The sequence below is a fragment of the Conexibacter woesei Iso977N genome (genome assembly GCF_000424625.1).
Lineage (GTDB): Bacteria > Actinomycetota > Thermoleophilia > Solirubrobacterales > Solirubrobacteraceae > Baekduia > Baekduia woesei_A.
Map to the genome: position 1 here is coordinate 2,160,569 of NZ_AUKG01000001.1, position 22,522 is coordinate 2,183,090.

At 73.0% G+C, this 22,522-nt stretch carries 24 protein-coding genes and 1 tRNA gene; 13 read left to right on the plus strand and 12 right to left on the minus strand.

What is annotated here, in order from left to right; genetic code table 11:
• Nucleotides 1-3: 3 nt before the first annotated feature.
• On the plus strand, nt 4-525 hold the full coding sequence (locus H030_RS0110675) for a hypothetical protein (RefSeq protein ID WP_027006104.1): 522 nt from the start codon (nt 4-6) through the stop codon (nt 523-525).
• On the opposite strand, the gene H030_RS31105 is transcribed toward H030_RS0110675, so the two are convergent.
• Together H030_RS31105 and H030_RS31110 are read right to left on the minus strand one after the other, a co-directional pair.
• Nucleotides 522-1,193 (minus strand): MBL fold metallo-hydrolase, encoded by a 672-nt coding sequence (locus H030_RS31105; protein WP_051222311.1) that lies wholly within the window; start codon nt 1,191-1,193, stop codon nt 522-524. The genes H030_RS0110675 and H030_RS31105 overlap by 4 nt on opposite strands.
• A complete protein-coding gene (locus H030_RS31110; protein WP_231398402.1) occupies nt 1,133-2,905 on the minus strand; it encodes an MFS transporter in 1,773 nt (590 codons plus the stop codon). The genes H030_RS31105 and H030_RS31110 overlap by 61 nt, the downstream gene beginning before the upstream one ends.
• An 80-nt stretch (nt 2,906-2,985) precedes the next feature.
• Here H030_RS31110 and H030_RS0110690 point away from each other — a divergent pair, with 80 nt between their 5' ends.
• From H030_RS0110690 to H030_RS0110705, 4 genes are all read left to right on the plus strand, one after another.
• On the plus strand, nt 2,986-3,417 hold the full coding sequence (locus H030_RS0110690; protein WP_027006105.1) for a MarR family winged helix-turn-helix transcriptional regulator: 432 nt from the start codon (nt 2,986-2,988) through the stop codon (nt 3,415-3,417).
• A gap of 151 nt (nt 3,418-3,568) precedes the next feature.
• A complete protein-coding gene (locus H030_RS31115; RefSeq protein ID WP_051222313.1) occupies nt 3,569-5,047 on the plus strand; it encodes a DHA2 family efflux MFS transporter permease subunit in 1,479 nt (492 codons plus the stop codon).
• A gap of 96 nt (nt 5,048-5,143) precedes the next feature.
• Complete coding sequence (locus H030_RS39645; protein WP_027006106.1) at nt 5,144-6,334, plus strand: hypothetical protein; 1,191 nt, start codon at nt 5,144-5,146, stop codon at nt 6,332-6,334.
• Nucleotides 6,331-7,848 carry a phytoene desaturase family protein gene (locus H030_RS0110705; protein ID WP_027006107.1) on the plus strand — a complete coding sequence of 506 codons (1,518 nt, stop codon included), beginning with the start codon at nt 6,331-6,333 and terminating at the stop codon, nt 7,846-7,848. The genes H030_RS39645 and H030_RS0110705 overlap by 4 nt, the downstream gene beginning before the upstream one ends.
• On the opposite strand, the gene H030_RS31120 is transcribed toward H030_RS0110705, so the two are convergent.
• Together H030_RS31120 and H030_RS36860 are read right to left on the minus strand one after the other, a co-directional pair.
• Nucleotides 7,845-9,116 (minus strand): EAL domain-containing protein, encoded by a 1,272-nt coding sequence (locus H030_RS31120; protein WP_051222315.1) that lies wholly within the window; start codon nt 9,114-9,116, stop codon nt 7,845-7,847. The genes H030_RS0110705 and H030_RS31120 overlap by 4 nt on opposite strands.
• A gap of 94 nt (nt 9,117-9,210) precedes the next feature.
• Nucleotides 9,211-9,738 carry an HNH endonuclease gene (locus tag H030_RS36860; RefSeq protein ID WP_051222317.1) on the minus strand — a complete coding sequence of 176 codons (528 nt, stop codon included), beginning with the start codon at nt 9,736-9,738 and terminating at the stop codon, nt 9,211-9,213.
• 113 nt (nt 9,739-9,851) lie between these two features.
• Here H030_RS36860 and H030_RS39650 point away from each other — a divergent pair, with 113 nt between their 5' ends.
• From H030_RS39650 to H030_RS0110730, 3 genes are all read left to right on the plus strand, one after another.
• Entirely contained in the window at nt 9,852-10,874 is a 1,023-nt protein-coding gene (locus tag H030_RS39650) for a hypothetical protein (RefSeq protein WP_196809081.1), read from the plus strand.
• A 14-nt stretch (nt 10,875-10,888) separates the two neighbouring features.
• Complete coding sequence (locus tag H030_RS36865) at nt 10,889-11,821, plus strand: hypothetical protein (protein WP_051222319.1); 933 nt, start codon at nt 10,889-10,891, stop codon at nt 11,819-11,821.
• Nucleotides 11,822-11,825: 4 nt separating this feature from the next.
• Nucleotides 11,826-11,898, plus strand: a tRNA-His gene (locus tag H030_RS0110730).
• A 157-nt stretch (nt 11,899-12,055) separates the two neighbouring features.
• On the opposite strand, the gene H030_RS0110735 is transcribed toward H030_RS0110730, so the two are convergent.
• Nucleotides 12,056-12,430, minus strand: a complete 375-nt coding sequence (locus H030_RS0110735) for a hypothetical protein (protein WP_027006109.1) — start codon at nt 12,428-12,430, stop codon at nt 12,056-12,058.
• Nucleotides 12,431-12,501: 71 nt separating this feature from the next.
• Here H030_RS0110735 and H030_RS0110740 point away from each other — a divergent pair, with 71 nt between their 5' ends.
• The 4 genes from H030_RS0110740 to H030_RS0110755 are packed head-to-tail and all read left to right on the plus strand — an operon-like array spanning nt 12,502 to nt 15,360.
• On the plus strand, nt 12,502-13,302 hold the full coding sequence (locus tag H030_RS0110740; RefSeq protein WP_051222322.1) for an enoyl-CoA hydratase/isomerase family protein: 801 nt from the start codon (nt 12,502-12,504) through the stop codon (nt 13,300-13,302).
• On the plus strand, nt 13,299-14,093 hold the full coding sequence (locus H030_RS0110745; RefSeq protein WP_027006111.1) for an SDR family oxidoreductase: 795 nt from the start codon (nt 13,299-13,301) through the stop codon (nt 14,091-14,093). The genes H030_RS0110740 and H030_RS0110745 overlap by 4 nt, the downstream gene beginning before the upstream one ends.
• A complete protein-coding gene (locus tag H030_RS31135; protein ID WP_051222324.1) occupies nt 14,090-14,617 on the plus strand; it encodes a cupin domain-containing protein in 528 nt (175 codons plus the stop codon). The genes H030_RS0110745 and H030_RS31135 overlap by 4 nt, the downstream gene beginning before the upstream one ends.
• Nucleotides 14,614-15,360, plus strand: a complete 747-nt coding sequence (locus H030_RS0110755; protein WP_027006112.1) for an SDR family NAD(P)-dependent oxidoreductase — start codon at nt 14,614-14,616, stop codon at nt 15,358-15,360. Before H030_RS31135 ends, H030_RS0110755 begins: the two co-directional genes overlap by 4 nt.
• On the opposite strand, the gene H030_RS36870 is transcribed toward H030_RS0110755, so the two are convergent.
• Nucleotides 15,332-15,997: an alpha/beta fold hydrolase gene (locus H030_RS36870; protein WP_027006113.1), complete on the minus strand. Its 666-nt coding sequence runs from the start codon at nt 15,995-15,997 to the stop codon at nt 15,332-15,334. The genes H030_RS0110755 and H030_RS36870 overlap by 29 nt on opposite strands.
• Nucleotides 15,994-16,455: a nuclear transport factor 2 family protein gene (locus tag H030_RS0110765; protein ID WP_027006114.1), complete on the minus strand. Its 462-nt coding sequence runs from the start codon at nt 16,453-16,455 to the stop codon at nt 15,994-15,996. The genes H030_RS36870 and H030_RS0110765 overlap by 4 nt, the downstream gene beginning before the upstream one ends.
• Before the next feature lie 105 nt (nt 16,456-16,560).
• Between H030_RS0110765 and H030_RS31145 the strand changes: the two genes are divergently transcribed.
• Entirely contained in the window at nt 16,561-17,625 is a 1,065-nt protein-coding gene (locus H030_RS31145) for a 3-hydroxyacyl-CoA dehydrogenase family protein (RefSeq protein ID WP_196809082.1), read from the plus strand.
• Here H030_RS31145 and H030_RS31150 read toward each other — a convergent pair.
• The 5 genes from H030_RS31150 to H030_RS0110795 are packed head-to-tail and all read right to left on the minus strand — an operon-like array spanning nt 17,616 to nt 22,522.
• The gene (locus H030_RS31150; protein WP_051222328.1) at nt 17,616-18,848 is read right to left on the minus strand and encodes an FAD-dependent oxidoreductase; all 1,233 of its coding nucleotides are present in this window, start codon (nt 18,846-18,848) and stop codon (nt 17,616-17,618) included. The two genes, H030_RS31145 and H030_RS31150, sit on opposite strands and share 10 nt — an antisense overlap.
• The gene (locus H030_RS31155) at nt 18,845-19,801 is read right to left on the minus strand and encodes an amidohydrolase family protein (protein ID WP_051222490.1); all 957 of its coding nucleotides are present in this window, start codon (nt 19,799-19,801) and stop codon (nt 18,845-18,847) included. Before H030_RS31155 ends, H030_RS31150 begins: the two co-directional genes overlap by 4 nt.
• The gene (locus tag H030_RS0110785; protein ID WP_027006115.1) at nt 19,798-20,760 is read right to left on the minus strand and encodes a fumarylacetoacetate hydrolase family protein; all 963 of its coding nucleotides are present in this window, start codon (nt 20,758-20,760) and stop codon (nt 19,798-19,800) included. The genes H030_RS31155 and H030_RS0110785 overlap by 4 nt, the downstream gene beginning before the upstream one ends.
• Nucleotides 20,757-21,557, minus strand: coding sequence for a cyclase family protein (locus tag H030_RS0110790; RefSeq protein WP_051222329.1), 801 nt, complete (start codon nt 21,555-21,557; stop codon nt 20,757-20,759). Before H030_RS0110790 ends, H030_RS0110785 begins: the two co-directional genes overlap by 4 nt.
• Entirely contained in the window at nt 21,554-22,522 is a 969-nt protein-coding gene (locus H030_RS0110795; RefSeq protein ID WP_027006117.1) for a fumarylacetoacetate hydrolase family protein, read from the minus strand. Before H030_RS0110795 ends, H030_RS0110790 begins: the two co-directional genes overlap by 4 nt.

Genomic DNA, 22,522 nt, shown 5'->3' on the forward strand with positions numbered 1-22,522 from the left:
CCCATGCGCACGCGCGTGGGGAGGACATGGGCGTACCTGCTCCGGGGCCTCGGCCTGGCGATCACGCTGGGGGGCCTCGTCGTGGCCGTCGCGTCACTGTCGCGGACCTGGGTCAAGGACGGCCCGAGCCGCGGGGTGGAGGTGCCCCGGACGGGCTGGGACTGGCTCGGCCCGTGGGCCGCGCTGCTGCTCGCCGCGGTCGTGCTGACCGCGATCCTGGCGATCGCCCTGACCGCCGGGCCGCGCTCGCGCAAGGTGTCGCGCACCGCCGGCGGCTTCGCGCTGACGATCCTCGCGCTCGCGATCGCCGCGGTCGGAGTGGTCGACTGGATGGTCGGGCTCGACTTCTCGTTCTTCACCGACAACGACACCAACTACATCGTCGGGCCCGGCTTCCAGGCCGCCGCGATCGGCCTCGGTGTGGCGGTCTTCGGGCTGCTCGTCCTGCTCGCCGGCCGCTGGGACGCGCGCACGCGCGCGTCCCTCAAGCGCGAGCGGCGCGGCCGCGAGGCCGCGGCGGCCTAAGGGGCCGCCGGGATCACCACGACCGGGCCGTCATCCCCGCCGGCCTGGTCGGTGTCGAACGACGCGCCGTCGAGCTTGACCACGTGCCTCGCCTGCGCGGCGAACGCGTCGACCGGGTCGAGGAAGTCGATGCGCTCGGTGCGGTAGTGCATCGGGACCGTGATCCGGGCGCTGGTCGTCGCGGCGATGTCGGCCGCCTGGTCGGCGCCGATCGTCGGGCCGCCGCCGACCGGGACGAACAGCAGGTCGACGGTCCCCAGCGCGGCCGCTTGCTCGGGGCGCAGCTGCGCCTGGCCGAGGTCGCCGAGGTGGGCGACCCGGAGGCCGCCGAAGTCGAAGACCAGCAGCGTGTTGGGCCCGCGCTGCGTCCCGGCCGCCTCGTCGTGCTCGGAGGCGATCGCGACGACCGGCCCGAGCGGCGACTCGTGCGTCCCGGCGGTCGAGCGCACGATGACCCGATCCCCGCCCGCCCCGCCGCCGACGACGTGCACCGCGTTGTGGTCGCCGTGCTCGTGCGTGACGAGCAGGACGTCGGCGGTCGTGTCGATCGCGGGGTAGTCCCAGCGGGTGCGCGAGCGCAGCGCCTCGGCGTCGAAGGGATCGATGACTACCGTGCGGTCGCCGTCGCTGAGGCGGAACGCGGACTGGCCGTACCACTCGACGTGCATGGGGCTCCTTCGGGTCGTTGAAGTTCTTGGTCCTGCGCCGCGTCGTCCTCGTCCTCGTCCTCGTGGACCATCCGCCCGCCGCGCAGCAGCGACGCGGCCGCCGCGACCAGGCAGGCCACGATCGCGAACGTGAACGCCGCGTGCAGCCCGTCCTTGAACGGGCCGCTGATCAGGTGCGGGAAGAACGTCGGGCCGGTCAGCGCGCTGCGATCGCTCGCGGAGATCGCGCCCAGCGCGTGCGGTCCGACGAGGTGCTGGATCGGGTTGTACCCCAGGAACGCCGCGAACAGGATCGACACCGGCGGCAGGTTCGCGACGCTGTGCGCGGTCGCGGGATCCACACCATGCTGCTGCAGCCCGGCGCTGAGCGTGTGCGGCAGCGTCGCCGACAGCCCGATGATCATCAGCGTGAAGAACACGCCGATCGACAGCACCTGCGCGGAGTTCTGGAACGTCTGGTTCATCGCCCCGCCCGCGCCGCGGTCGGCCTTCGGCAGCGAGTTCATCACCGCCGCGCGGTTGGGCGACGCGAACAGGCCCATCGACGCGCCGATCAGGAACAGGATCGCGCCGAAGACGGGGTACCTGAAGTCCGTGGGCAACAGCAACAACAACCCGAAGCCGACCGCGGTCAGGACCATCCCCGACGTCGCGAACGGTCGCGCGCCGAAGCGGTCGCTGAGGATCCCCGACGTCGGCCCGGCCAGCAGCAGCCCGATCGTCAAGGGCAACATGTAGATCCCGGCCCACAGCGGCGTCTCGGTGAACGAGTAGCCGTGCTGGGGCAGCCAGATCCCCTGCAGCCAGATGATCAACATGAACATCAGGCCGCCGCGCGAGACCGCCGACAGGAACGTCGACAGCGTCCCGAACGTGAACGCGCGGATCCGGAACAGCGGCAGCCGGAACATCGGGTCCTCGACGCGCGACTCGACGACCAGGAACGCGACGAGCGACGCCGCCGCGCCGGCCAGCAGCGCCAGCACCTTCGGCGAGCCCCAGCCGATCGCGTGCGAGCCGTACGGGCGGATCCCGTAGGTCACCGCGACCATCAGCAGGATCAGCCCGAGCGCGAACGTGACGTTCCCGAGCCAGTCGACCTTCGCGCGCCTTGGCGTCGACAGCTCGCGCAGCGCGACGTAGGCCCAGATCGTCCCGAAGATCCCGACCGGCACCGAGATCAGGAACACCAGCCGCCAGTCGATCGGCGCCAGGATCCCGCCGAGCACGAGCCCGATGAACGTCCCGGACACGCCGACGATGTTGTTGATGCCCAGCGCCATCCCGCGCTGGTTGGCCGGGAACGCGTCGGCGATGATCGCCGCGGCGTTGGCCAGCAGGCACGCACCGCCGACGCCCTGGACGAGCCGCATCACGATCAGGTACGTCGCGCCCGCGCGCCCGTCCATCCAGTCGACGGCCAGCAGCAGCGACGCCACCGTGTAGATGACGAAGCCCAGGTTGTAGATCTTGACCCGGCCGACCATGTCGCCGAGCCGGCCGAGCGAGACGATCAGGACGCTGGTCACGACCAGGTAGCCGAGGATCATCCACAGCAGGTAGAAGGAGTTGCTGGGGATCAGCGGGTCCAGGTGGATGCCCCGGAAGATGTCGGGCATCGCGATCATCGTGATCGAGCCGTCCAGCGTCGCGAGCAGCACCGCGAGCGTGGCGTTGGACAGCGCGACCCACTTGTAGGGGAGGGTTCGCACGGCTCATGTCAACTATACAGGTGACCTGCATGTTAGGGTCCCCAACCACACGCCGCCGCCGTCTCCGGCATGATGGGGCGATGCCCGCCGCGCCGGCCAAGTCGACGTTGTTGCTCGCCCATGACCTGCGCGAGACCCTCGGCAAGCTCGTTCGCCGCATCCGCGCCGAACCGGGCCCGCCCGTTCACATCCTGGCGGTGCTCAGCCGCCTCGATCGCGAGGGGCCCGCCGGGGTCAGCGATCTCGCCCACGCGCAGAAGATGCGACCGCAGTCGATGGCCCAGACGGTCAAGGAGATGGAGTCCTCCGGCCTCGTCTCCCGCCGCCCGGACCCCGACGACGGGCGCCGCGCGTTCGTCGAGCTGACCGCTGAGGGCAGGGCGAAGCTGAGGGCCACGCGCGCCGCGCGCGAGGACTGGCTGGCCCAGGCGCTCAACGGCGAGCTCGACGCGAGCGAGCGCGAGCAGGTCCGCGCCGCGCTGGCGCTGCTGGCGCGCGTCGCCGAGAGCTAGACACCTCATCGGCAACCGAAACAGAGACGGGACCGTGTACGCACCGATAAGGTGCGTCTGACCAATGTCGAGCCCGCGCCCGCGGCTCCGACCCCCGGACATGAGCACGAGCGCACCGATGAGTTCCAGAACCGGCCGTCGTCCCGATGGCATGAGCACCGCAGAGCTGACCGACCGGCAACGCTGGACCGCCCTCGTCGTGCTGTGCGTGGGCATGTTGATGATCGTGCTCGACACGACGGTGGTCAACGTCGCGCTGCCGTCGATCCAGAACGACCTGGGGTTCAGCAACTCCGGGCTCGCCTGGGTCGTCAACGCCTACCTGATCGCCTTCGGCGGGCTGCTGCTGCTCGCGGGGCGCCTCGGCGACCTGCTCTCGCGCCGCGGCGTGTTCCTCGCCGGACTGGCGGTCTTCACGGTCTGCTCGATCGTGTGCGGCGCGTCGACGTCGCAGGCGATGCTCGTCGGCGCGCGCTTCGTCCAGGGCGTCGGCGGGGCGCTGACCTCGGCGGTCGTCCTCGGGATGATCGTGACGATGTTCCGCGAGCCGGCCGAGCAGGCCAAGGCGATCGGCGTGTTCGCGTTCGTGGCGAGCGCCGGCGGGTCGATCGGCCTGCTGGCGGGCGGCGTCCTGACCGACACCATCAACTGGCACTGGATCTTCTTCATCAACGTGCCGATCGGGATCGTCACCGCGTTCTTCGCCGCCCGCCTGCTGCCGCACGACCGCGGCGCGGGGCTTAGGGCGGGCGCCGACGTGATCGGCGCCGTGCTGATCACCAGCGCGCTGATGCTGTTGGTGTACACGATGGTCAAGCCCGCGGCCGACAAGGGCTGGGGCGCCAGCGAGACGCTGACGCTGGGCGCGATCGCGCTCGGGCTCGTCGCGCTGTTCGTCTGGCGCGAGGCGCGCGCCGCGACGCCGCTGGTCCCGCTGCGGATCTTCCGCTCGCGCAACGTCAGCGGCGCCAACCTCGTGCAGGTCCTGTCGGTCGCCGGGATGTTCGGCGTGTTCTTCATGGGGACGCTCTACCTGGAGCGCGTGCTGGAGTTCAGCCCGCTGCAGATCGGCTTCGCGTTCCTGCCGGCGACGCTCACGATGGGGGCGCTGTCGATCGGGTGGGCCGACAGGCTGATCCTGCGCTTCGGCGGCCGGGCGGTCCTGATCGCCGGCATGGCGATGATCTGCGCCGGGCTGGCGTGGTTCACGCAGATCAGCGCCGACGGCAACTACTGGGTCGACGTGTTCCCGGCGATGGCGGTCTTCGGCCTCGGCGGCGGCACGGCGTTCCCGGCGCTGATGACGCTGGCGATGAGCGGCGTCGAGCCCCAGGACGCCGGGCTGGCGTCCGGCCTGGTCAACACGACCGCGCAGGTCGGCGGGGCGCTCGGCCTCGCGATCCTGGCGACGCTGGCCTCGACGCACTCGGCCGCGCTGCGGGCGTCCGGAAGCGCGGAGGCCGAGGCCCTGACCGGCGGCTACCGGCTCGCCTTCGTCGTGGGGCTCGGCTTCGCGCTCGGCGCGCTGCTCGTGGCGGTCGTGGTGATCCGGCCGGCCGGCGCGCCGCAGGGTGCGCCGGCGCACGGGCACGCCGGGGAGCCTGAGCGCGAGCCGGTGCTGTCGTCCTGACGGCCGTCACCCGCTGACCGGGTGCGGGTTTCTACGGATCGGGTTCGGAATCCGGTCCGGATGTGGAACGCTGGACGGAGAGACACCATGGCTGACATGACCCCTCCCGAAGAGACCGTCCACGACGAGGACCTGCTGGAGCACGTCGACGACGCGCCCGAGCCCGACGCGGCCGGCGCCGCCGAGGTCGAGGCCGAGCAGCAGAAGGTCCCGCGCACCGGCCCGCTGCGCTTCGCGCGCATGACCGGCAACTCGATCGCCGCCCGCGACGCCGCGCCGTGGGTCACCGACTTCCTCAACGCCGCCTACTACCGGCGCGCGGTCGACGACCGCGAGGTCGACGACCTGCGCTTCGCGTTCAGCGTCCTGACGACCTACTGGTACAACAAGGACACGCAGCGGCGCCTGCACGCCAACGACCTGATGGCCTTCCACAAGGCCTACGGGTCGGAGCGCTTCCACACCGACAAGTCGGCGCGCGGGACGCTCTCCCGCGCGCAGCTGGAGGAGGGCGCGGCGAGGCTGATCGGCGACTGGTTCCCGGACGCCTACCGCGACGACGCGCGGCGCGGGTGGGGGATCGGGTTCGAGACGGTCGCCGCCAAGGCGGAGTACAACCCGGAGCGCCGGCGGGTCCTGGCCAAGTTGGGGCCCTTGACGCCGGAGAGCGACCCGCTCGACGAGCAGACCTGGCACACCTACCCGCCGGTCGCGATGCCGTCGGTGGAAGGCGTCGTCGCCGCGCTGACCGCGCCCGAGACATGGCCGGACTACGCGAGCGAGATCGGGCGCTTCACGCCGCTGCGCGAGGGCGGCCTGGACGGGCAGACGCTCGAGATCGAGGTCGCGGCCGGGACCGACTCCGGGCGCCCGGTCTTCACGCGCGGCTACGTGACGATCACGCAGCTCGTCACCCCGGACGACCCGGAGGCGCTGGCCAGGTACTTCGCCGACCTCGAGGCGGGCCTGGCCAAGTACGGCGACGGCGAGCCGCGCGCGGTGCCCGAAGGCGGCGTCCCGGTCGTCGGCTTCGACCTGACCACGCACCAGGGCCACTTCATGGGCAACGGCCACAACCGGCTCATCTTGTACACCTTGGACGGCAAGGCCTACGTGAAGGCCGCGGGCACGTGGGACAGGATGCCCTGGCACATCGACCGCGCCTACCGGCTGGCGGGCTCGCAGGCGCAGCACGCGTTCTGGGGGCAGGGCGAGGTCGTGCGGCTGTCGATGCTGCACCAGCTCGCGCTGGCCGTCGCGGCGAAGGAGCGCGCGAGCGCCTCGTGACCTCCTTCGACGCCGTCGTCATCGGGTCCGGGCCCAACGGCCTGGCCGCCGCGATCCGCCTGGCCGAGGCCGGGCGGTCGGTGGTGGTGCTGGAGGCCGCCGACCACTACGGCGGCGCGGTCCGGACCGAGGAGCTGACGCTGCCGGGCTTCAAGCACGACACGTTCTCGTCGGTCTACCCGGCGGGCGCGGCGTCGCCGGTGTTCGGCCGGATGCCGCTGGCCCAGCACGGGCTGGAGTGGGTCCATCCGGCGTCGTGCTACGCGGCGCCGCTGCCGGACGGGGTCCCGGCGGGCGTGCTGTACCGGTCGGTCGCCGAGACGGCGGCATCACTGGACGCGATCCGGAGCGGCGACGGCACGGCGTGGGCGGAGTTCGCCCAGCCGTTCGTCGATGCGTGGGACGGGCTGCGGGCGACGATGTTGTCGGGGTTCCCGCCGGTCGGCGGGCCGCTGAAGCTGCTGGCGCAGGCCGGGCCGATCGGGACGCTGAAGTTCACGCGGCTGCTGGCGGAGTCGACGGTCGGCCTGGGGCGGCGGCTGTTCGACGACGGCGGCACGCGCGCCTGGCTGTACGGCGCGGCGATGCACGGCGACACGCCGCCGCAGGCGCCGGGCGGCGCGATCGCGGCGGCCTACCTGAACCTGCTCGGGCACACGGTCGGGTGGCCGTCGCCGCGCGGTGGGGCGGGGCGGCTGGCGGACGCCTTGGTGGGGTACTTGGGGTCGTTGGGTGGCGAGGTCCGGACGGGCGCGCGCGTGGAGCGCGTCGTTGTCCGTGATGGTCGCGCGGTTGGTGTCGGGGTGGCCGGCGGGGAGGAGATCGGCGCCGCGATCGTCGTCGCCGACGTGATGCCGAAGGCCCTGGCGGCGCTGACCGGCGACGCGCTGCGCGGCTGGTACGGCGCGATGATCAAGCGCTACGTCTACGGCGCGTCGACGCTGAAGCTCGACTGGGCGCTGGACGGGCCGATCCCGTGGACCGATCCGGGCGTGCGCGGCGCGGGCACCGTGCATGTTGGTGGACTCGAGGACGAGTTCCTGGAGACGATCGCCGAGAGCGAGCAGGGGCTGGCGAGGAGGCCGTTCCTGCTGCTCGGCCAGCAGTCGGTCGCCGACCCGACGCGTGCGCCGGCGGGCAAGCACACCGCGTGGGCCTACACGCACGGGCCGCGGGACCTGGAGTGGACCGAGGACGCCGTCGCGACGCAGGTGGAGCGCGTCGAGGCGCAGGTCGAGCGCTACGCGCCCGGGTTCCGGGACCTGATCCTCGGCCGCCACGTGCTCTCGCCGTCCGGGCTGGAGGCGCGCAACGCGAACCTCGTCAACGGCGACGTCGGCGGCGGGTCCTACCTGCTGCGCCAGGTGATCTTCCGGCCGCTGCCGAAGCTGTCGCCCTACCGGACGCCGGTCAAGGGCCTGTTCCTGGGCAGCGCGGCGACGTTCCCGGGCGGTGCCGTGCACGGCGTGCCGGGCGACGCGGCCGCTGCGGCGGCGCTGCGCAGGTTCCCCTAGGCGACGTACTGCGAGGTGGGCTTGGCGAGCGCGGACGTCGGTCCGGGCTTGCCGAGGAGATAGCCCTGGCCGAGGTGGATGCCGAGCTCGCGGACCGTCGCCAGCTCGGCGTCGGTCTCCAGGCCCTCGGCGACGACCTGCGCGCCGGTCTGGTGGGCGAAGTCGACGAGCGCGGCGGCCAGCGCCCTGCGGACGGGGTCGGCGTCGATGCCGCGGGCCAGGTCGCGGTCGAGCTTGATGATCTCCGGCGACAGCTTGAGGATGTGGGCCAGCGAGGCGAAGCCGGCGCCGGTGTCGTCGATCGCCAGGCGCGCGCCGGCGCGGCGCAGGCCGCAGAGGGCGGAGCGCAGGCGCTCGTAGTCCTCGACGGCGAAGTGCTCGGTCAGCTCGATGACGAGCCGGTCGGCCTCGGCGTTCTTGACCAGGTCCATGAACTCGGGCGTCGCCAGGACCTCGGGGCCGATGTTGACGCTGAGGTAGGCGTGGGGCGGCAGCTCGTCGAGCAGGTCGATGGCCTTGCGCGCGGCGGCCAGCTCGAGCTGCGCGCCGAGGCCGGCGGCGTAGGCGTCGGCGAACCAGCGGTCCGGGCCCTGGGCCGGCGGGCTCGGGAAGCGGGCGAGCGCCTCGGCGCCGACGAGCGCGCCGGAGTCGAGGCGGACGATCGGCTGCACGACGATCGCGAAGTCGTCGTCGATGAGCACGCGCTTGATGCGCTTGCGCGTCGTGAGGTCCTGGAAGATGCCGGGCTCGAGGACGTTGGCGACGAACTCGGCGGCGGGCCAGTCGCGCGCCTCGGTCGCCACACGGGCGATGTCGGCGGCGGCGGCGATCGAGACGGTGATGAACTCGGCGAGACCGCTGAGGATCTCGAAGTCGTCCTCGTCGAAGGCCAGCGGCTGGGCGGCGGTGACCTTCAGGATGCCGAGCGGCTCGTCGCCGCGACGCAGCGGAACGCAGATCAGTGAGCGTGCGCCGACGGTCCGGCAGGCGGGGAGGTTGACGCGCTTGTCGACCTCGGAGTCCGCGCAGTACTGCGTCCTGCCGGTCGTGATCGCCAGGCCGGAGAGGCTGGCGGCGGCGGGCAGGCGCAGGCCGATCTGGGACGCGAGCGTCCCGTGGGTGCAGACGTAGTCGAGCTGGCCGTCGCGGTAGAGCTCGACGGCGGCGCCGTCGGCGTGGGGGACGACGTGGAGCGCCTGCTCGACGACCCGGCGCAGGACGACGATCGGGTCGGTGACGTCGTGGATGATCTTCTGAAGCTCCAGCATCTGCTCACCAAAGCATCGGTGTGAGCGGGTGCGGGGTTGAGCAGGGGTGGTCGTATGCGAACGGAGTCGAGCCGAACGGTCTAGCCGCCGGCCGCTAGCCGACCGTGGCGCCCTTGGCGCGGTTGCAGTCGCCGCAGAGGACCTGGAGGTTCTCGAAGGTGTTGGCGCCGCCGAGAGCGAGCGGGACGACGTGGTCGAACTGCAGCTCGAACTGCTCGCCGCAGTCGACGCAGGCGCCGCCGTCGCGCTCCCAGACGGCGCGGCGGAGGTCGCGGGGGATGGGCTCGCGCCTGCGCTCTTCCGCTGCCGCGCCTTCGAGCGCGGCGTGGGCCTTGGCGAGGCGGCGCTGGGCGCGCTGGTGGCGCTCGGTGACGAGCGCGAGGACGTCGCGGGCGCCGAGGCCGTCGTCCTCCCACCAGAAGCGGTCCTGGCACCACCAGTAGGTCCGGCCGTGCGGCGCCTCGAGGACCGCGACGGCATGGGTGCGCTGCTCGCGCTGCAGTTCGGCGTGCTCGGCGGGGCGCAGACCGCGCTTGGCGACGAGCTTCCCGGCCGTGAAGACGTGGCGGCGCAGGAGGATCCCGTGGCGGACGAACGCGCCGTTCTTGGCCTCGCGGAGCATGCGGCGCGGGAAGGTACGGCGTGCGGCGGACGGCGTGCAACGCGGGTTGCCGCGGTCAGGCGGTTGACGTGGGGGCCTCAACGCGGGGCGGTGAGCTGCCGACTCTCCTGGACATGTTCCCGCGCGCGTGTGTCGTCGCAGTGGTCTCGCTGGCCGTCGGGGTTCCGGCGGCGCAGGGCAAGATGTTCGTGTCGTCGTCGGTCGGCGCGGATGGGGCCGGGCACGTCGAGGGCTACGCGGTGGACCTGTCGCTGGCGACGCCGGCGACGATCAACGACAACTTGACGCTGGACGTGCAGCGCGGTGGCGTGTCGGCGGGGAGCGCGTCGGGCGTGGGCTACGCGGCGCTGCCGTCGCTGGCGCTGGTGGCCGGCGACGTGGTGACGCTGACCGATGTGGATACGACCGAGGGCCACTCGTTCGCCTACACGGGCGCGCCGGCGCTGGCGCTGGACGGGCTGTGCGGCGGGAAGTTCACGGGTGTGCGCGACGAGGGCGCATCGGTGAGCGTGAGCGCTGGGTCTTCCGGTGGCGGCGCGGTGGCGGGTGCGGTCGTCGCGTCCGGGCCGGGGACGTCGTTCGCGGGTGGGTTCACGACGCCGCTGAGCGGTGGGTGGACGCTGAAGGCGTCGCAGACGGTCGCGGCGGACCCGGCGTTCACGGTGTTCGCCGACGTGTCGGCGGCCGTGACGGACTGCCCGCCGGCGGTGGTCGCGCCTGCTGCGCCGGCTCCGGTCGTGACGCCTGCGCCTGCGCCGGCTCCGGCGCCCGCGGCTCCGGCTCCTGCGCCTGCGGTGGCGCGCGACCTCGTCGCGCCGACCGGCACGTTGAAGCTGAAGACGCTCAACGCCTACCGCGCGCTGCTCGGCGGGACGTTCGCCGACGCGGTGACGACGACCGAGCCGGGGACCGTCGCGCAGACGCTCTACGCCGGGAGGGTCGTGGTCGCGACCGGCAGGGCGAAGCTCGCGCGCGCTGGGTCCGCGAAGGTCGTGGTGAAGCTGACGAGGTCCGGGCGGTCGCACCTGCGCAGCCACAGGGCGACGCCGCTGCGGTTGGTGACGACGCTGACCGACACGTCGGGCAACGCGCGCGTCCTGACGCCCAAGCACTTCACGATCAGGCGCGGCCACTGAGTAGCGTGGCGCGGGTGATCACCCGTGCCCTGATCGTCGTGCTGGCCGTCGGAGTCCTCGCGGGCTGCGGCGGCGGGTCGACGGCGGCGACGACTCCGGGCGCGGCGACCGCGACCGCTCCGGCGCGCCACGCCGCCGTGCAGCCCGCGCTCTGCGGGAGGCTGCGGGCGACGGTCGTCGGCCGCGCCGACGACCCCGCGGCGACCGAGCTGTCCGGGCTGGTCGTCAGCGCGTCGCAGCCCGGCGTGCTCTGGACCCACAACGACTCCGGCGACCGCGCGCGCATCTTCGCGCTGCGGGCGAGCGACGGCCACGTGCTGGCGTCGCTCGACGTCCCGGGCGCGCAGGCCGTCGACTGGGAGGACATCGCGGTCGGGCCCGGCGGCGACCTGTTGTTGGGGGACATCGGCGACAACGACGCCAAGCGTCCCGACGTCGTCGTCTACCGCATTCCCGAGCCCAGGCTCGCAAGCCACCCGACGGCCACCGCGCCCGCGCAAGCGCTGACGCTCACCTACCCCGACGGGGCGCACAACGCCGAGACCCTCATCGCCGACCGGCGCACGGGTGAGCTGATCATCGTCACCAAGACGCTGAGCGGCCACTCCGCCATCTACTCGGCGAACGTCTCCGGCGGCGCTCGCCAGGTCCTGAAGCTCCGCGGCCACATCAACTTCGGCCTGGCCGGCCTCACCACCGCGGGCGACATCTCCGCGGACGGCACGACCGTCGCCATCCGCACCTACTCCGACCTCTCCATCTGGCACCGCCGCGCCGGTACCTCGATCGCCGCCACCCTGACCGACGGCACCCGTTGCACGACGACCCTCGCCGCCGAAGGCCAAGGCGAATCCCTAGCCCTTACGACCCACGGCACATCCTTCTACACCATCCCCGAAGGCCCCTCTCCACCCCTGCGCCACTACTCCTCTACACTCCACCCCTGACTCGGTGGGTGTAGCTCAGTTGGTAGAGCTCCTGGTTGTGGTCCAGGCGGTCGCGGGTTCGAGTCCCGTCACTCACCCCTAGTCGAAAGGCTCGCACTTGCGGGCCTTTCGCATTTCCGGGAAGGCGTAAAAGCGTCATGTAGGTCTTCTCGATTTCAGGCACTAGTGCCTGAACCGCCGGAAATCGCCCTCGATCGCAGCCAGCCTCCGCGCGCGATGCGATCGGCGCGGCCGTCAACCGAGCCGGTAGAGGGTCCGGTCCGCTGCGCATCCGACGAGCATGCTGACGTCCTGCTCTTCGATGCGGTCCTGGAGCTGGGTCATGTGATCGCGGATGCACTCGTCGGCGCTGGCCGGGGGTCTGAGGAAGGTTCGCCTCGTCGTGACCGGTGCGGTGTCGTCGAAGGACAGGCGATGGGTCGAGGCGGAGGCGTCGCCGGGCCAGCCCAGGTAGGACGACACGAGCCGGAAGCCGCGAAGCTCGGGAACGCGGGTGTCGACGACGACGCAGAACGCGCCGACGCCGACCGTGGTCAGGTAGGTCGTCGACGGCGTCGGCGCTCCGTCGACGTGGATCGCGAGGTCGAGCTCGAAGCGTTCCGGGTACATGCGCGAGCCAAGTAAAACAGAACCTTGGTTCGTGTTCTAATATGCCCTTCAGGCGAACCAGGAGGAGACCCGTGGGGACCATCGTCACCGAGCGGCTGGGCGACGTCGCGCGCATCGCGCTCGACCGGCCCGAGCAGCTCAACAGCCTCGACCTGCCGCTGCGCCAGGCGCTGCTCGAAGCGCTCCGTGCGGCAGCCGGCGACGACACCGTGCGGGCGGTGATCCTGACGGGCACCGGCCGCGCCTTCTGCAGCGGGCAGGACCTCGGCGCGGCGGAGGAGCTCGTCGACGCGGGGGCCACGGTGGCCGAGTCCTACAACCCGATCGCGCGCTGCCTGCGGGAGATGGACAAGCCGGTCGTCGCGGCCGTCAACGGGCTCGCCGTCGGCGCCGGCATGGGCCTCGCGCTGTGCTGCGACGAGATCGTGATGAGCGAGAAGGCGTTCTTCTCGTGCGCGTTCGTGCGTGTCGGCCTCGTGCCCGACACCGGGGTCACGACGGCGCTGGTCCGCACGCTCGGCCACGCCCGCGCGTTCGAGCTGGCGCGGACCGCGCGCCGGGTGGGCGCCGAGGAGGCGCTCGCGTTCGGGCTGGTCAACGAGGTGGTCGCCGCCGAGGCGCTCGACGACGCCGCGCTCGCGCGGGCCCGGGAGCTGGCGGCCGGGCCGGCGCTCGCGCTCGCCCTCACGAAGCGGCTGCTGGTCCGCGCCGCGCACGAGGGGCTGGAGGTGATGCTCGACCTCGAGGCCGAGGCCCAGGGCGTCGCCGCGACGGGCCCGGACCATGCCGAAGGCGTTGCGGCCTTCGACGCCAAGCGCCCGCCGGTCTACACCGCGCCGGGACGCCCGCCGGCGAGCCTGGCGCGCGCGTGATGGTCGCCGAGCGCACGGTGGTCGTCACCGGAGCGGCGGGAGGGATCGGTCGTGCGTTGGCGCTCCGGTGCGCGGAGGCCGGCGCGCGCGTCGCGCTCACCGACGTCCGGGCCGACGACCTGGCGGCGGTCGCCGCCGAGCTCGGCGGCGGCGTGTTCGCCGCCGCGTGCGATCTCCGCGACCCCGACGCGCTGCCCGGCTTCCTGGCCGACGCCGCCGACCATCTCGGCCCAATCGACGTCTTCGTCGCCAACGCGGGCGTCGCCGTCGGCGGCGACCCGATCGACACGCCCGCCGGCGTCTGGGACCTCGCGCTCGACGTCAACCTGCGCCAGCACGTCGCCGCGGCGCAGGCCCTCCTGCCCGGATGGCTCGAGCGCGGCGAGGGCTGGTTCGTGTCGGTCGCCTCCGCCGCCGGCGTGCTGACGCAGGTCGGCTCGGCGCCCTACGCGGTGAGCAAGCACGCGGCCGTCGCGTTCGCCGAGTGGCTGTCGGTGACCTACGGCGATCGCGGGGTCCACGTGAGGTGCGTGTGCCCGATGGGCGTCGCGACCGACATGCTCGAGCCCGGTCGCCCCGGGGCGCTCGACGACCTCGGCGCGCGCATCGTCAAGGACGCCGGGGAGGTGCTCGCGCCCGACGAGGTGGCCGCCGCGATCCTCGACGGGCTGGCCAGCGACGCGTTCCTGATCCTCCCGCATCCCGAGGTGCTCACCTTCATGCAGCGCAAGGCCACCAACTACGACCGCTGGCTGGCCGGCATGCGCCGCCTGCAGGGGCAGGTCGCATGAGCGCCGCTGCGGCGCCGCGCCGCATCGTCACGGGCCACGACGACCGAGGCCGCTCGGTCGTCCTCTCCGACGGCCCGGCGCCCGTGTCGCGCACCGTCACCGACGACGGCACGGCCTTCCACGAGATCTGGAGCACGGCCGGCGCGCCGGCGCCGATCCCCGCGGCCGAGGAGCGCGACCCGACGCAGCGGCCGCTGCGCGTGCCGCCCGAGCCCGAGGGCACGGTGATCCGCGTGGTGGACATCCCGGCCGGGGGACGGTCGCCGATGCACCGGACCGAGTCGGTGGACTACGGCGTCGTCCTGGACGGCGAGCTGCACCTCGTCCTCGACGACGGCAGCGCGACCGCCCTGGCGCCCGGCGACATCGTGGTCCAGCGCGGCACCGACCACGCCTGGGAGAACCGCTCCGGCGGCCCGGCGCGCATGGCCTTCATCTTGGTCGACGGCCGCTTCGCCGACAGCCTGAAGACGAGGCTGGCCGAGGCCGTCGCGCTCTACGACCACGAGGTCGGACCCGCATGAGCGGCGCCTGCGGCGGCCGCGTGGTCCTGGTGACCGGCGCCGGCGGCGGGATCGGCTCGGCGACCGTCGCGGCGCTGCGCGCGGCGGGCGCCGACGTGGTCGGCGCCGACATCGCCGGCGACTGCGACGTGCGCCTCGACGTCACCGACCCGCTGTCGTGGCAGGAGGCGGTCGAGGCGGCGCTGGCGCGGGGCGGCCGGATCGACGGGCTCGTCAACGCCGCGGGCGTCACGCACCGCGCGCGCATCGACGACGTCGCGATCGAGGACTTCAACAAGACGCTCGCGGTCAACCTCACGGGGCCGCTGCTCGGCATCCAGTCCTGCCTGCCGCACATGGGCGACGGCGGCTCGATCGTCAACGTCTGCTCGCTGGCAGCGCTCACCGGTCACTTCCCGGTGGCCTACACGTCGAGCAAGTGGGCGCTGCGCGGGCTCTCGCGCGTGGCCAGCATGGAGCTGGGCGAGCGCGGCATCCGCGTCAACGCGGTCTTCCCCGGCTACATCGAGACGGCGATGACGGCATCGGCGGCGCCCGCGTTCCTCGGCGCGAGCATCGACGCCGCGCCCCTGGGACGCGCCGGCCGGCCGCAAGAGGTCGCGGAGCTGATCGCGTTCCTGGTCTCACCGGCGTCGTCGTACATCAGCGGCGCGGAGATCACGGTCGACGGCGGCACCGCCGCCCACGGCGGGGCCAAGCTGCTGTCCGACGCGGTCAGGCCACCCGCAGCGCAGCCTGGATGATCGTGTCGGGCGCCTCCCACGGCACCTGATGGGCCGCCGTCTCGACGACGGTCGTCCGCGCGCCGAACCGCTCGCCGAGCTCTGTCATGAGCGGCGGCCCGACCAGCCGGTCGCGCGCGCCGCAGACGACCTCGACGCCGGCGACCGGTCCGTCCGGCGCGGCGAACGCCGCGCACGCGCGAAGGTGCGGCTCCAGCGCGTCGCGGTGGCGCAGCACCATGCGCTCCATCCGCTCGGCGACCGCGGCGCTGCCGGGCTCCTCGGCGACCGCGCGCCGGCCACCGGCGGCGGCGACGGCGAACTGCGTCGCGAGGGCCTCGGCGCCGCCTTCGCGCAGGGTCGCCCAGGTCGCGTCGTGGACCGGGAGCATCGTGCCGCAGGACACGACGACCCAGCCCGCGGCCGGCGTCGACCCTTGCGCGGCGAGCAGCGCGGCGACCGCGCCGCCGAGCGAGTGACCGACGACGACGTCGCCCGCCTGCACCTGGCGCGCGACGTCGGCGACCAGCGGCCCGAGCTCGCCGGTCGGCGCCAGCTCGACGACCAGCGTCGGCACCGGGCTCAGCGCGACGACGTCGGCCCACAGCTCGGCGTCCTCAGCCGCGCCGCAGACCAACACCATGCGGTTGGCGCTCACGACAGCGCCGGCTCGTGGTGCGCGCTGCGGACCGCGCCGTGGGCGGAGTAGCCGCGCTCCGCGTAGGGGAAGCCGTCGAGCTCTGCGTCGGACGGCTCCTGGCGGTAGTAGGAGCGGATCTCCGCGATGCCCCCGTCGCGCAGCACGAACCACTCCGCGCCACGCGTCACCACGCGCTCGCTCGCGCCCGGCGGCAGCCAGAACATGCTCCACTCGATGACGGCCTCCTCGTCCTGGACGATGCCGTGGTCGACGACCCAGACCGGTGAGATGTTCCCGTGCACCTTGCGCCAGTAGCGGCCGAGGTGCTCGCCGCCGCGCACGGGCGTGGAGCCGAGGTTGGGCGCGAGGAAGTAGTGGACGACGTCGGCGGTCGTGGTCGCCGTCACGCCCTCGGCGTCGCCGCGGCTGCAGGCGTCGTAGTAGCGCGCGATGAGCGCGAGATGGTCCGCGGGCACGGCTCCTCCGGGTCTGGGAGATTGAAAACGAACAGCAATTCGTGTTCTAATACTACGGCGGCGCTCCCGCCGTGTCGACCACGCAACCGAGGCTGGAAGAGGCGCATGTCCGAGACATCATCGTTCGTGGAGGGAGCCGCGCTGGCGGACGACCTCCTGGCCCCGCTGCTGCGCGACGCCGTGGCGCTCGAGCGCGACGGCTTCGCCTCGCCCGCCGACATCGACGCGGCGATGCGGCTGGGCGCCGGGCATCCGCGCGGCCCGCTCGCGGTGCTCGGCCGGGCGGTCGAGACCGTGCCGCCGGTGGCCGCGGTGACGCCGGCTCCGCTGGGGCGCGTCGGGGTGGTCGGTGCCGGCACGATGGCCACCGGCATCGCCGAGGCGATCGCCAAGGGCGGGGGCGAGGCGGTCCTCGTCGCGCGCAGCGCAGCGGGCGCGCAGCGCAGCAAGGACGAGATCGCCGGGCGCGCGGCGCGCTCCGTCGCCCGCGGGAGGCTGACGCAGGACGCCGCCGACGAGCTGGTCGCGCGTGTGATGACCGGCACGTCGCTGGAGGCGCTGGCCGGGGTCGAGCTGGTCGTGGAGGCGGTCGTCGAGCGGCTGGAGGTCAAGCAGGAGCTGTTCGTGCAGCTCGAGCGCGCGGTCCCGGAGATCCCGCTGGCGACCAACACCTCGTCCTTCCGCGTCCGCGACGTCAGCGCGTCGATGGAGGATCCGGGGCGTGCGCTGGCGCTGCACTTCTTCAACCCGGCGGCGGCGATGAAGCTCGTCGAGGTCGTCGGCCACGAGCAGACCGACCCGCGCGGGCTCGAGCTCGGCGGCGCCTGGGCGCGCAGCATCGGCAAGCAGACCGTGACCTGCGGCGACGAATCGGGCTTCCTGGTCAACCGGTTGTTGATCCCCTACCTCAACGACGCGGCGCGCACCTGCGCGCAGCGCGGCGTCTCGCCGGCGTCGGCCGACGAGGCCGTCGTGGCCCGGCACGGTCACCCGATGGGGCCGTTCGCGCTCATGGACCTCATCGGCATCGACGTCATGGTCTTCGCGCTGGAGACCCTCCGCGACGCGTTCGGCGCGCCGCGGTACGCGCCGTGCGAGGCGCTGCGCGGGCTTGCGGCCGAGGGGCGGCTCGGCCGCAAGACCGGCGAGGGCTTCCTCCGCTACGGCTGAGGCGTCGCCGCGGCCGGGGTCGCCGGCCGCGCCGCCTCGACCTGGTCGATCTCGGCGAGCTGGGACAGGATGTGGTCGGGCGTGGCGTCCCCGACGACCTTCTGCAGCATCGGCGTGTGGTCGTAGACGAGGTCGCGCAGGGGCCGCAGCGGACGCGGGATGCGGTGGAACGCGTAGCCGGTGAAGAACGCCTGCTGGCTGACGCGACGGGTGTGGGGCTTGCGCCGGTCCTCGAAGGCCTGGAGCGCGCGGCGGACGGAGCCGAGGTCGTGGACGTCGATCCGCTCGAGCTCTGAGGCCAGGAAGTAGCCGTCCTCGATCGACATCCCGGCGCCGTAGGCGGCGTACGGCGACGTCGGGTGCGCGGCGTCGCCGACCAGCGTCACGCGACCCTGGGACCACTGCTTGAGCGGCCTGCGGTCGCGGATCTCCCAGCGCTGCAGGTTCTCGGCCGGCGTCGCGTCGATCATCGACCGCAGCTTCTCCGAGAAGCCGGCGGCGCGCGCCCGCGAGAACGCCATCAGGTCCTCGTCGAACGGCGCCGACGGGTCGCAGGCCTCGAGGACCCACCACTCGTAGCCCCACTGGCCGTCGTGGAGGATCGGCGTGTAGCTGGCCTGCGTGTTGCGGTTGTGGGCGATCACCGAGTCCGGTGGCCGCTGCGGATCGTCGACGTAGAGGTAGCCCCCGACGAGGTGCAGGTGCTGATGGCGGATCGGCTGGTCGCCCCACAGCTGGCGTCGGACGGCCGAGCGCAGGCCGTCGCCGCCGACGAGCACGTCGGCCTCCACCGGCTCGCGGTCGGCGAGATGGACGACAACTCGATCGCCGTGGTCCTCGAAGCGCGTCATCTCGTGGCCGAGCTTGAGGACGCCCGGGGGGAGCGCGTCGAGCATGCGCTTGTACAACCCCCAGCGCAAGAGGCCGATGAAGCCGCCGCCGTACTCCGTGACGACCTCGTCGGGCAGGCGCACGGTGGCGCGCAGGTGCCCGTCGGCGCGCCGGAACGTCGTCAGCGCCGGCGCCCCCAGGTCGGTGGTGTCGACGCCGATGAGCCCGAGGACCTTCTGCGGCGGCGGCCACAGGTTGAGGATGTTGCCCGCGGGCTTGACCTCGGGGTAGCGCTCGTAGATCGACACCTCGAAGCCGGCGCGGTGCGCGGCCAGCGCGGTGGACATGCCGCCCGGTCCGGCGCCGATGATGGCGATGCGGCCCTTGCTCATCGTGTTGCCTCCTGGTCGTTCGACTGCAGCGCCGCGACGAGACGCGGCACGAGCCTCGCGGCGTTGCCGGCGTCGACCTGCGCGCGGCCGGTGCCGAGGAAGGCCAGCTCGGGTGCCGGGTCGCGGCCCTCGGGCGGCAGCGCGGCGTACGGGTAGTCGGTGCCGAACACGACATGGTCGAGGCCGGTGACGTCCAGCGTCGTCTTGACGGCGAGCTCGTGGTTGGAGAGCCCGGTGTCGTAGTACTGGCGGCGCAGGTACTCGAGCGCACCCGCCGGGGCGGCGGTGGCCAGGCCGGCCTCGCGGTCGGCCAGCGACGCCAGCCGGTGGGCGAGGAAGGGCGCGGTGCCGCCGAGGTGGGCGAACTGCATCTTGATGTCCGGGCAGCGCTCGAACGTCCCGCTGTAGATCAGGCTCGCGATCGCGCGCGTCGTCTCGAACGGGAACTCGTAGAGCCACACCGGGTGCGGCGCGGGCGGGGCGTAGGGCGGCAGCGCGGGGTGGACGAAGACATAGGCCTTGCGTCGGTGCAGCTCGTCGAACAGCGTGTCCCACGCGGGGTCGCCGAGGTAGGTGCCGGCCACGTGGGAGGGCAGCCAGACGCCGTCCATGCCCAGGACGTCGAGCGCGTGGGCCAGCTCGGCCAGCGCCGCGCCGACGTCGGGCAACGGCAGCGTCGCCAGCGCGGCGAAGCGCGCGGGCGCGTCGCGGGCGATGCCGGCGAGCACCTCGTTGACGGTGCGGGCCAGGTCGTCGGCGCGGCCCTGGTCGCCGAAGAACACGCCGGGCGGGCCGGGGGAGATGACCGCGGCGTCGATGCCGTGGCGCTCCATCGTCGCGGTCAGGCCCTCGACCGTCGCGGGCGGCAGCGGCGGCAGCGAGCCGTCGGGCAGCCGCAGGCCCTCGAGGTACTCCGGCGGCGTGACGTGGGCGTGGAGGTCGATGCGCGTCATGCCGCCACGCACCGGTTGCGCTGGGTGCCGAGGCCGGTGATCGACCCTTCCATGACGTCGCCGGGCACGAGCCAGCGGTTGTCGTGGTGGCCCGCGTTGCCGGCAGGAGAGCCCGTCAGCAGCAGGTCCCCGGCCTGGAGCGTCACGACCGTCGAGGCATAGGCGATGAGCCGCTCCACGCCGTAGATGATGTCGTCGACCCCTTCATCTTGCATCGTCTCGCCGTTGACCTTCAACTCGATGCGCAGCGCCCGGTAGTCCGGGACGAGCTCGCGCGGCACGATGTAGGGGCCGGTGGGGAAGAACGTCGGGCGGTTCTTGGTCATCAGGAAGTCGGTCATCGGGAACCCGGGCCGCTGCATGACGTCGCGCGTGCTGATGTCGTTGCTGATCGTGTAGCCCGCGACGTGCTCCATCGCCTGCTCCTCCGGGATGTCCCGGCCGCCGCGGCTCAGGACCACGGCCAGCTCGAGCTCCCAGTCGTGCCGCACGCCCGGGCCGCGCAGGACGACGTCGTCGGTCGCGCCGGTCAGCGCGCTCGGCAGCCCGGCGAACATGTACGGCTCCTCGGTGGTGGCGCGCCGCGCGGAGATGTCCTCGGCCTCGGCACGCACGTCGGCCTCGGGCCGCTCGTCGCCGCCTTGGCGCAGGAAGCTGTAGGCGATCTGGCGCACGTGCTTGAAGTAGTTCGCGCCCGCGCAGAGGATCTGACCGGCCGGCGAGACCGGCGGCAGCGGTCGCAGCTCGGCGTACGCCGAGATCGGGCCGACCGGATCGGCGGCCAGGTCTCGGAGGCGCGGCAGGCTCGCGTCCCAGTCGCGCAGCAGCGCGAGCGTGGTCACGTCGTCGCCGAACGCGGCCCGCAGGTCGAGCACGCGTTCGGCGCCGCCGAGGACGAGGCCCGGGAACGGCGCGCCGTCGCCGCCGGAGAACGTGCCGAGGCCGAACGGCTCGGTCATGCCGCGACCTCGAGACCGAAGATCGCCACGGCGCGGCACCAGCCGGCGCTGGCGCCCTTGATCTTGACCGGGAAGCAGGCGACGTAGAACCCGCGCGCCGGCAGCTCGCCGAGGTTGGCCAGCTTCTCGATCTGGAAGTACTCGTGGTCGATGCCGACCCGGTGAGCCTCCCAGAGCAGCGACGCGTCGCCCGTCTCCTGGAAGTCGCGCGCCATGTAGGGGTTGCCGCGATCCAGGCCGGGCGCGTCGGTCCCGATGACCTTGATGCCCTGGCCGATGAGCCAGCGCGTGGCCTCGGCGCCCAGGCCGGGGTAGTCGTCCCAGTAGTCCCTGGTGCCGAAGCGCTCGTCGTGACCGAACCACAGGCAGACGATGTCACCCGGTGCCAGCGGCGCGCCGGTGCGCTGCACCGCGGCCGCCAGCTCGTCGACCTCGATGCGGTCGCCGGGCGCGTGGCCGCGGAGGTCGACGACGACGCCGGGGGCGAAGAAGTGCTCGAGCTCGAGCTGGTCGATCGTCCGCGCGGGCTTGCCCTCGCTCGTCGGGTAGTAGTGCCACGGGGCGTCGACGTGCGTGCCGGCGTGCGCGGTCAGCTGCAGCTTCTCGGCGCCGATCGCGAACCCGCCGGGCATGTCCTTCTCGGTCGCGCCACCGAACATCATCCCGAACTCGGGGCGGGTCTCCTCATGGCTCTGGTACTCGATCGAGGCGGCCAGGATCGCGCCCATCCCGCCGTTGAGCTCGCCGGGCAGCGGCTCCTGGATCGGCACGTTGAGGTCGACGAAGCGCAGGCTCACGAGCGTGCCTCCGCCGTCGCGGCCGACCGCGTGGTGCGCGCCGGCGGGAACTCCAGCGGCGCGACGGTCTGGGCGACCACGGTGTTGGTCAGCGTGCCGATCCCGGCGACGTCGAGCGTGACGACGTCGCCCGGTTGCAGCGGCGGCGGCTCGAGCGCCTGCGCGTGGCCCCACAGCTCGTAGAGGCAGCCGCCGCCGCAGGTGCCGCTGCCGATGACGTCACCGACCGCGACGCTCGCGCCCATCGAGGCGAAGGCGACGAGCTCCTCGAAGCTCCACGCCATGCTCGCCAGCGTGTCGCCACCGAGCTCGGCGCCGTTGATGGTGGCCTTCATCGCGAGGTCGAGCCGGTCGCCGTCGCGGTAGGGCTCCAGCTCGTCGGGCGTGACGATCCAGGGGCCCAGGGTGTTGGCGAAGTCCTTGGCCTTGCAGAAGCCGAACGGCAGCCGCAGCTCGCGTGCGGCGAGGTCGCGCGAGGACCAGTCGTTCCAGATCGTGTAGCCGGCGATGTGGGCAGCGGCGTCGCCGGGCGCGACGTCGCGGCCCGCCCGGCCGATGATCGCCGCGACCTCCAGCTCGAGGTCGAGCTGGACGGAGCCGGGCGGCGCCGCGATCTCGGCGTCCGGGCCGCTGACCTCCGTCGGGTTGGAGAAGTAACAGAACGGCCGCTCGTACCAGATCGGGAACACCTCGGCCTCGGGGCCGCCGGTGACCTTTACCGCGCCGGCGACGTGGGCCTCGAAGACCGAGAAGTCGCGCATCGACGGCGGCTGGACGGGTGCCAGCAGCCGCACCTCGTCGAGCGCGAGCTCCGTGGTCGCGCGAGCGGCGAGCCGCTCGCGCTCCGCCGGCTCGGCGCCCAGCAGGTCAAGGACCCCAACTTCCTCAGGCAGCGGCCGGACGGCTCCGTCGGCGACGATCGCCGCGCGGGCGGCCCCGTCGAGATCGATGCGTGCGATGCGCAT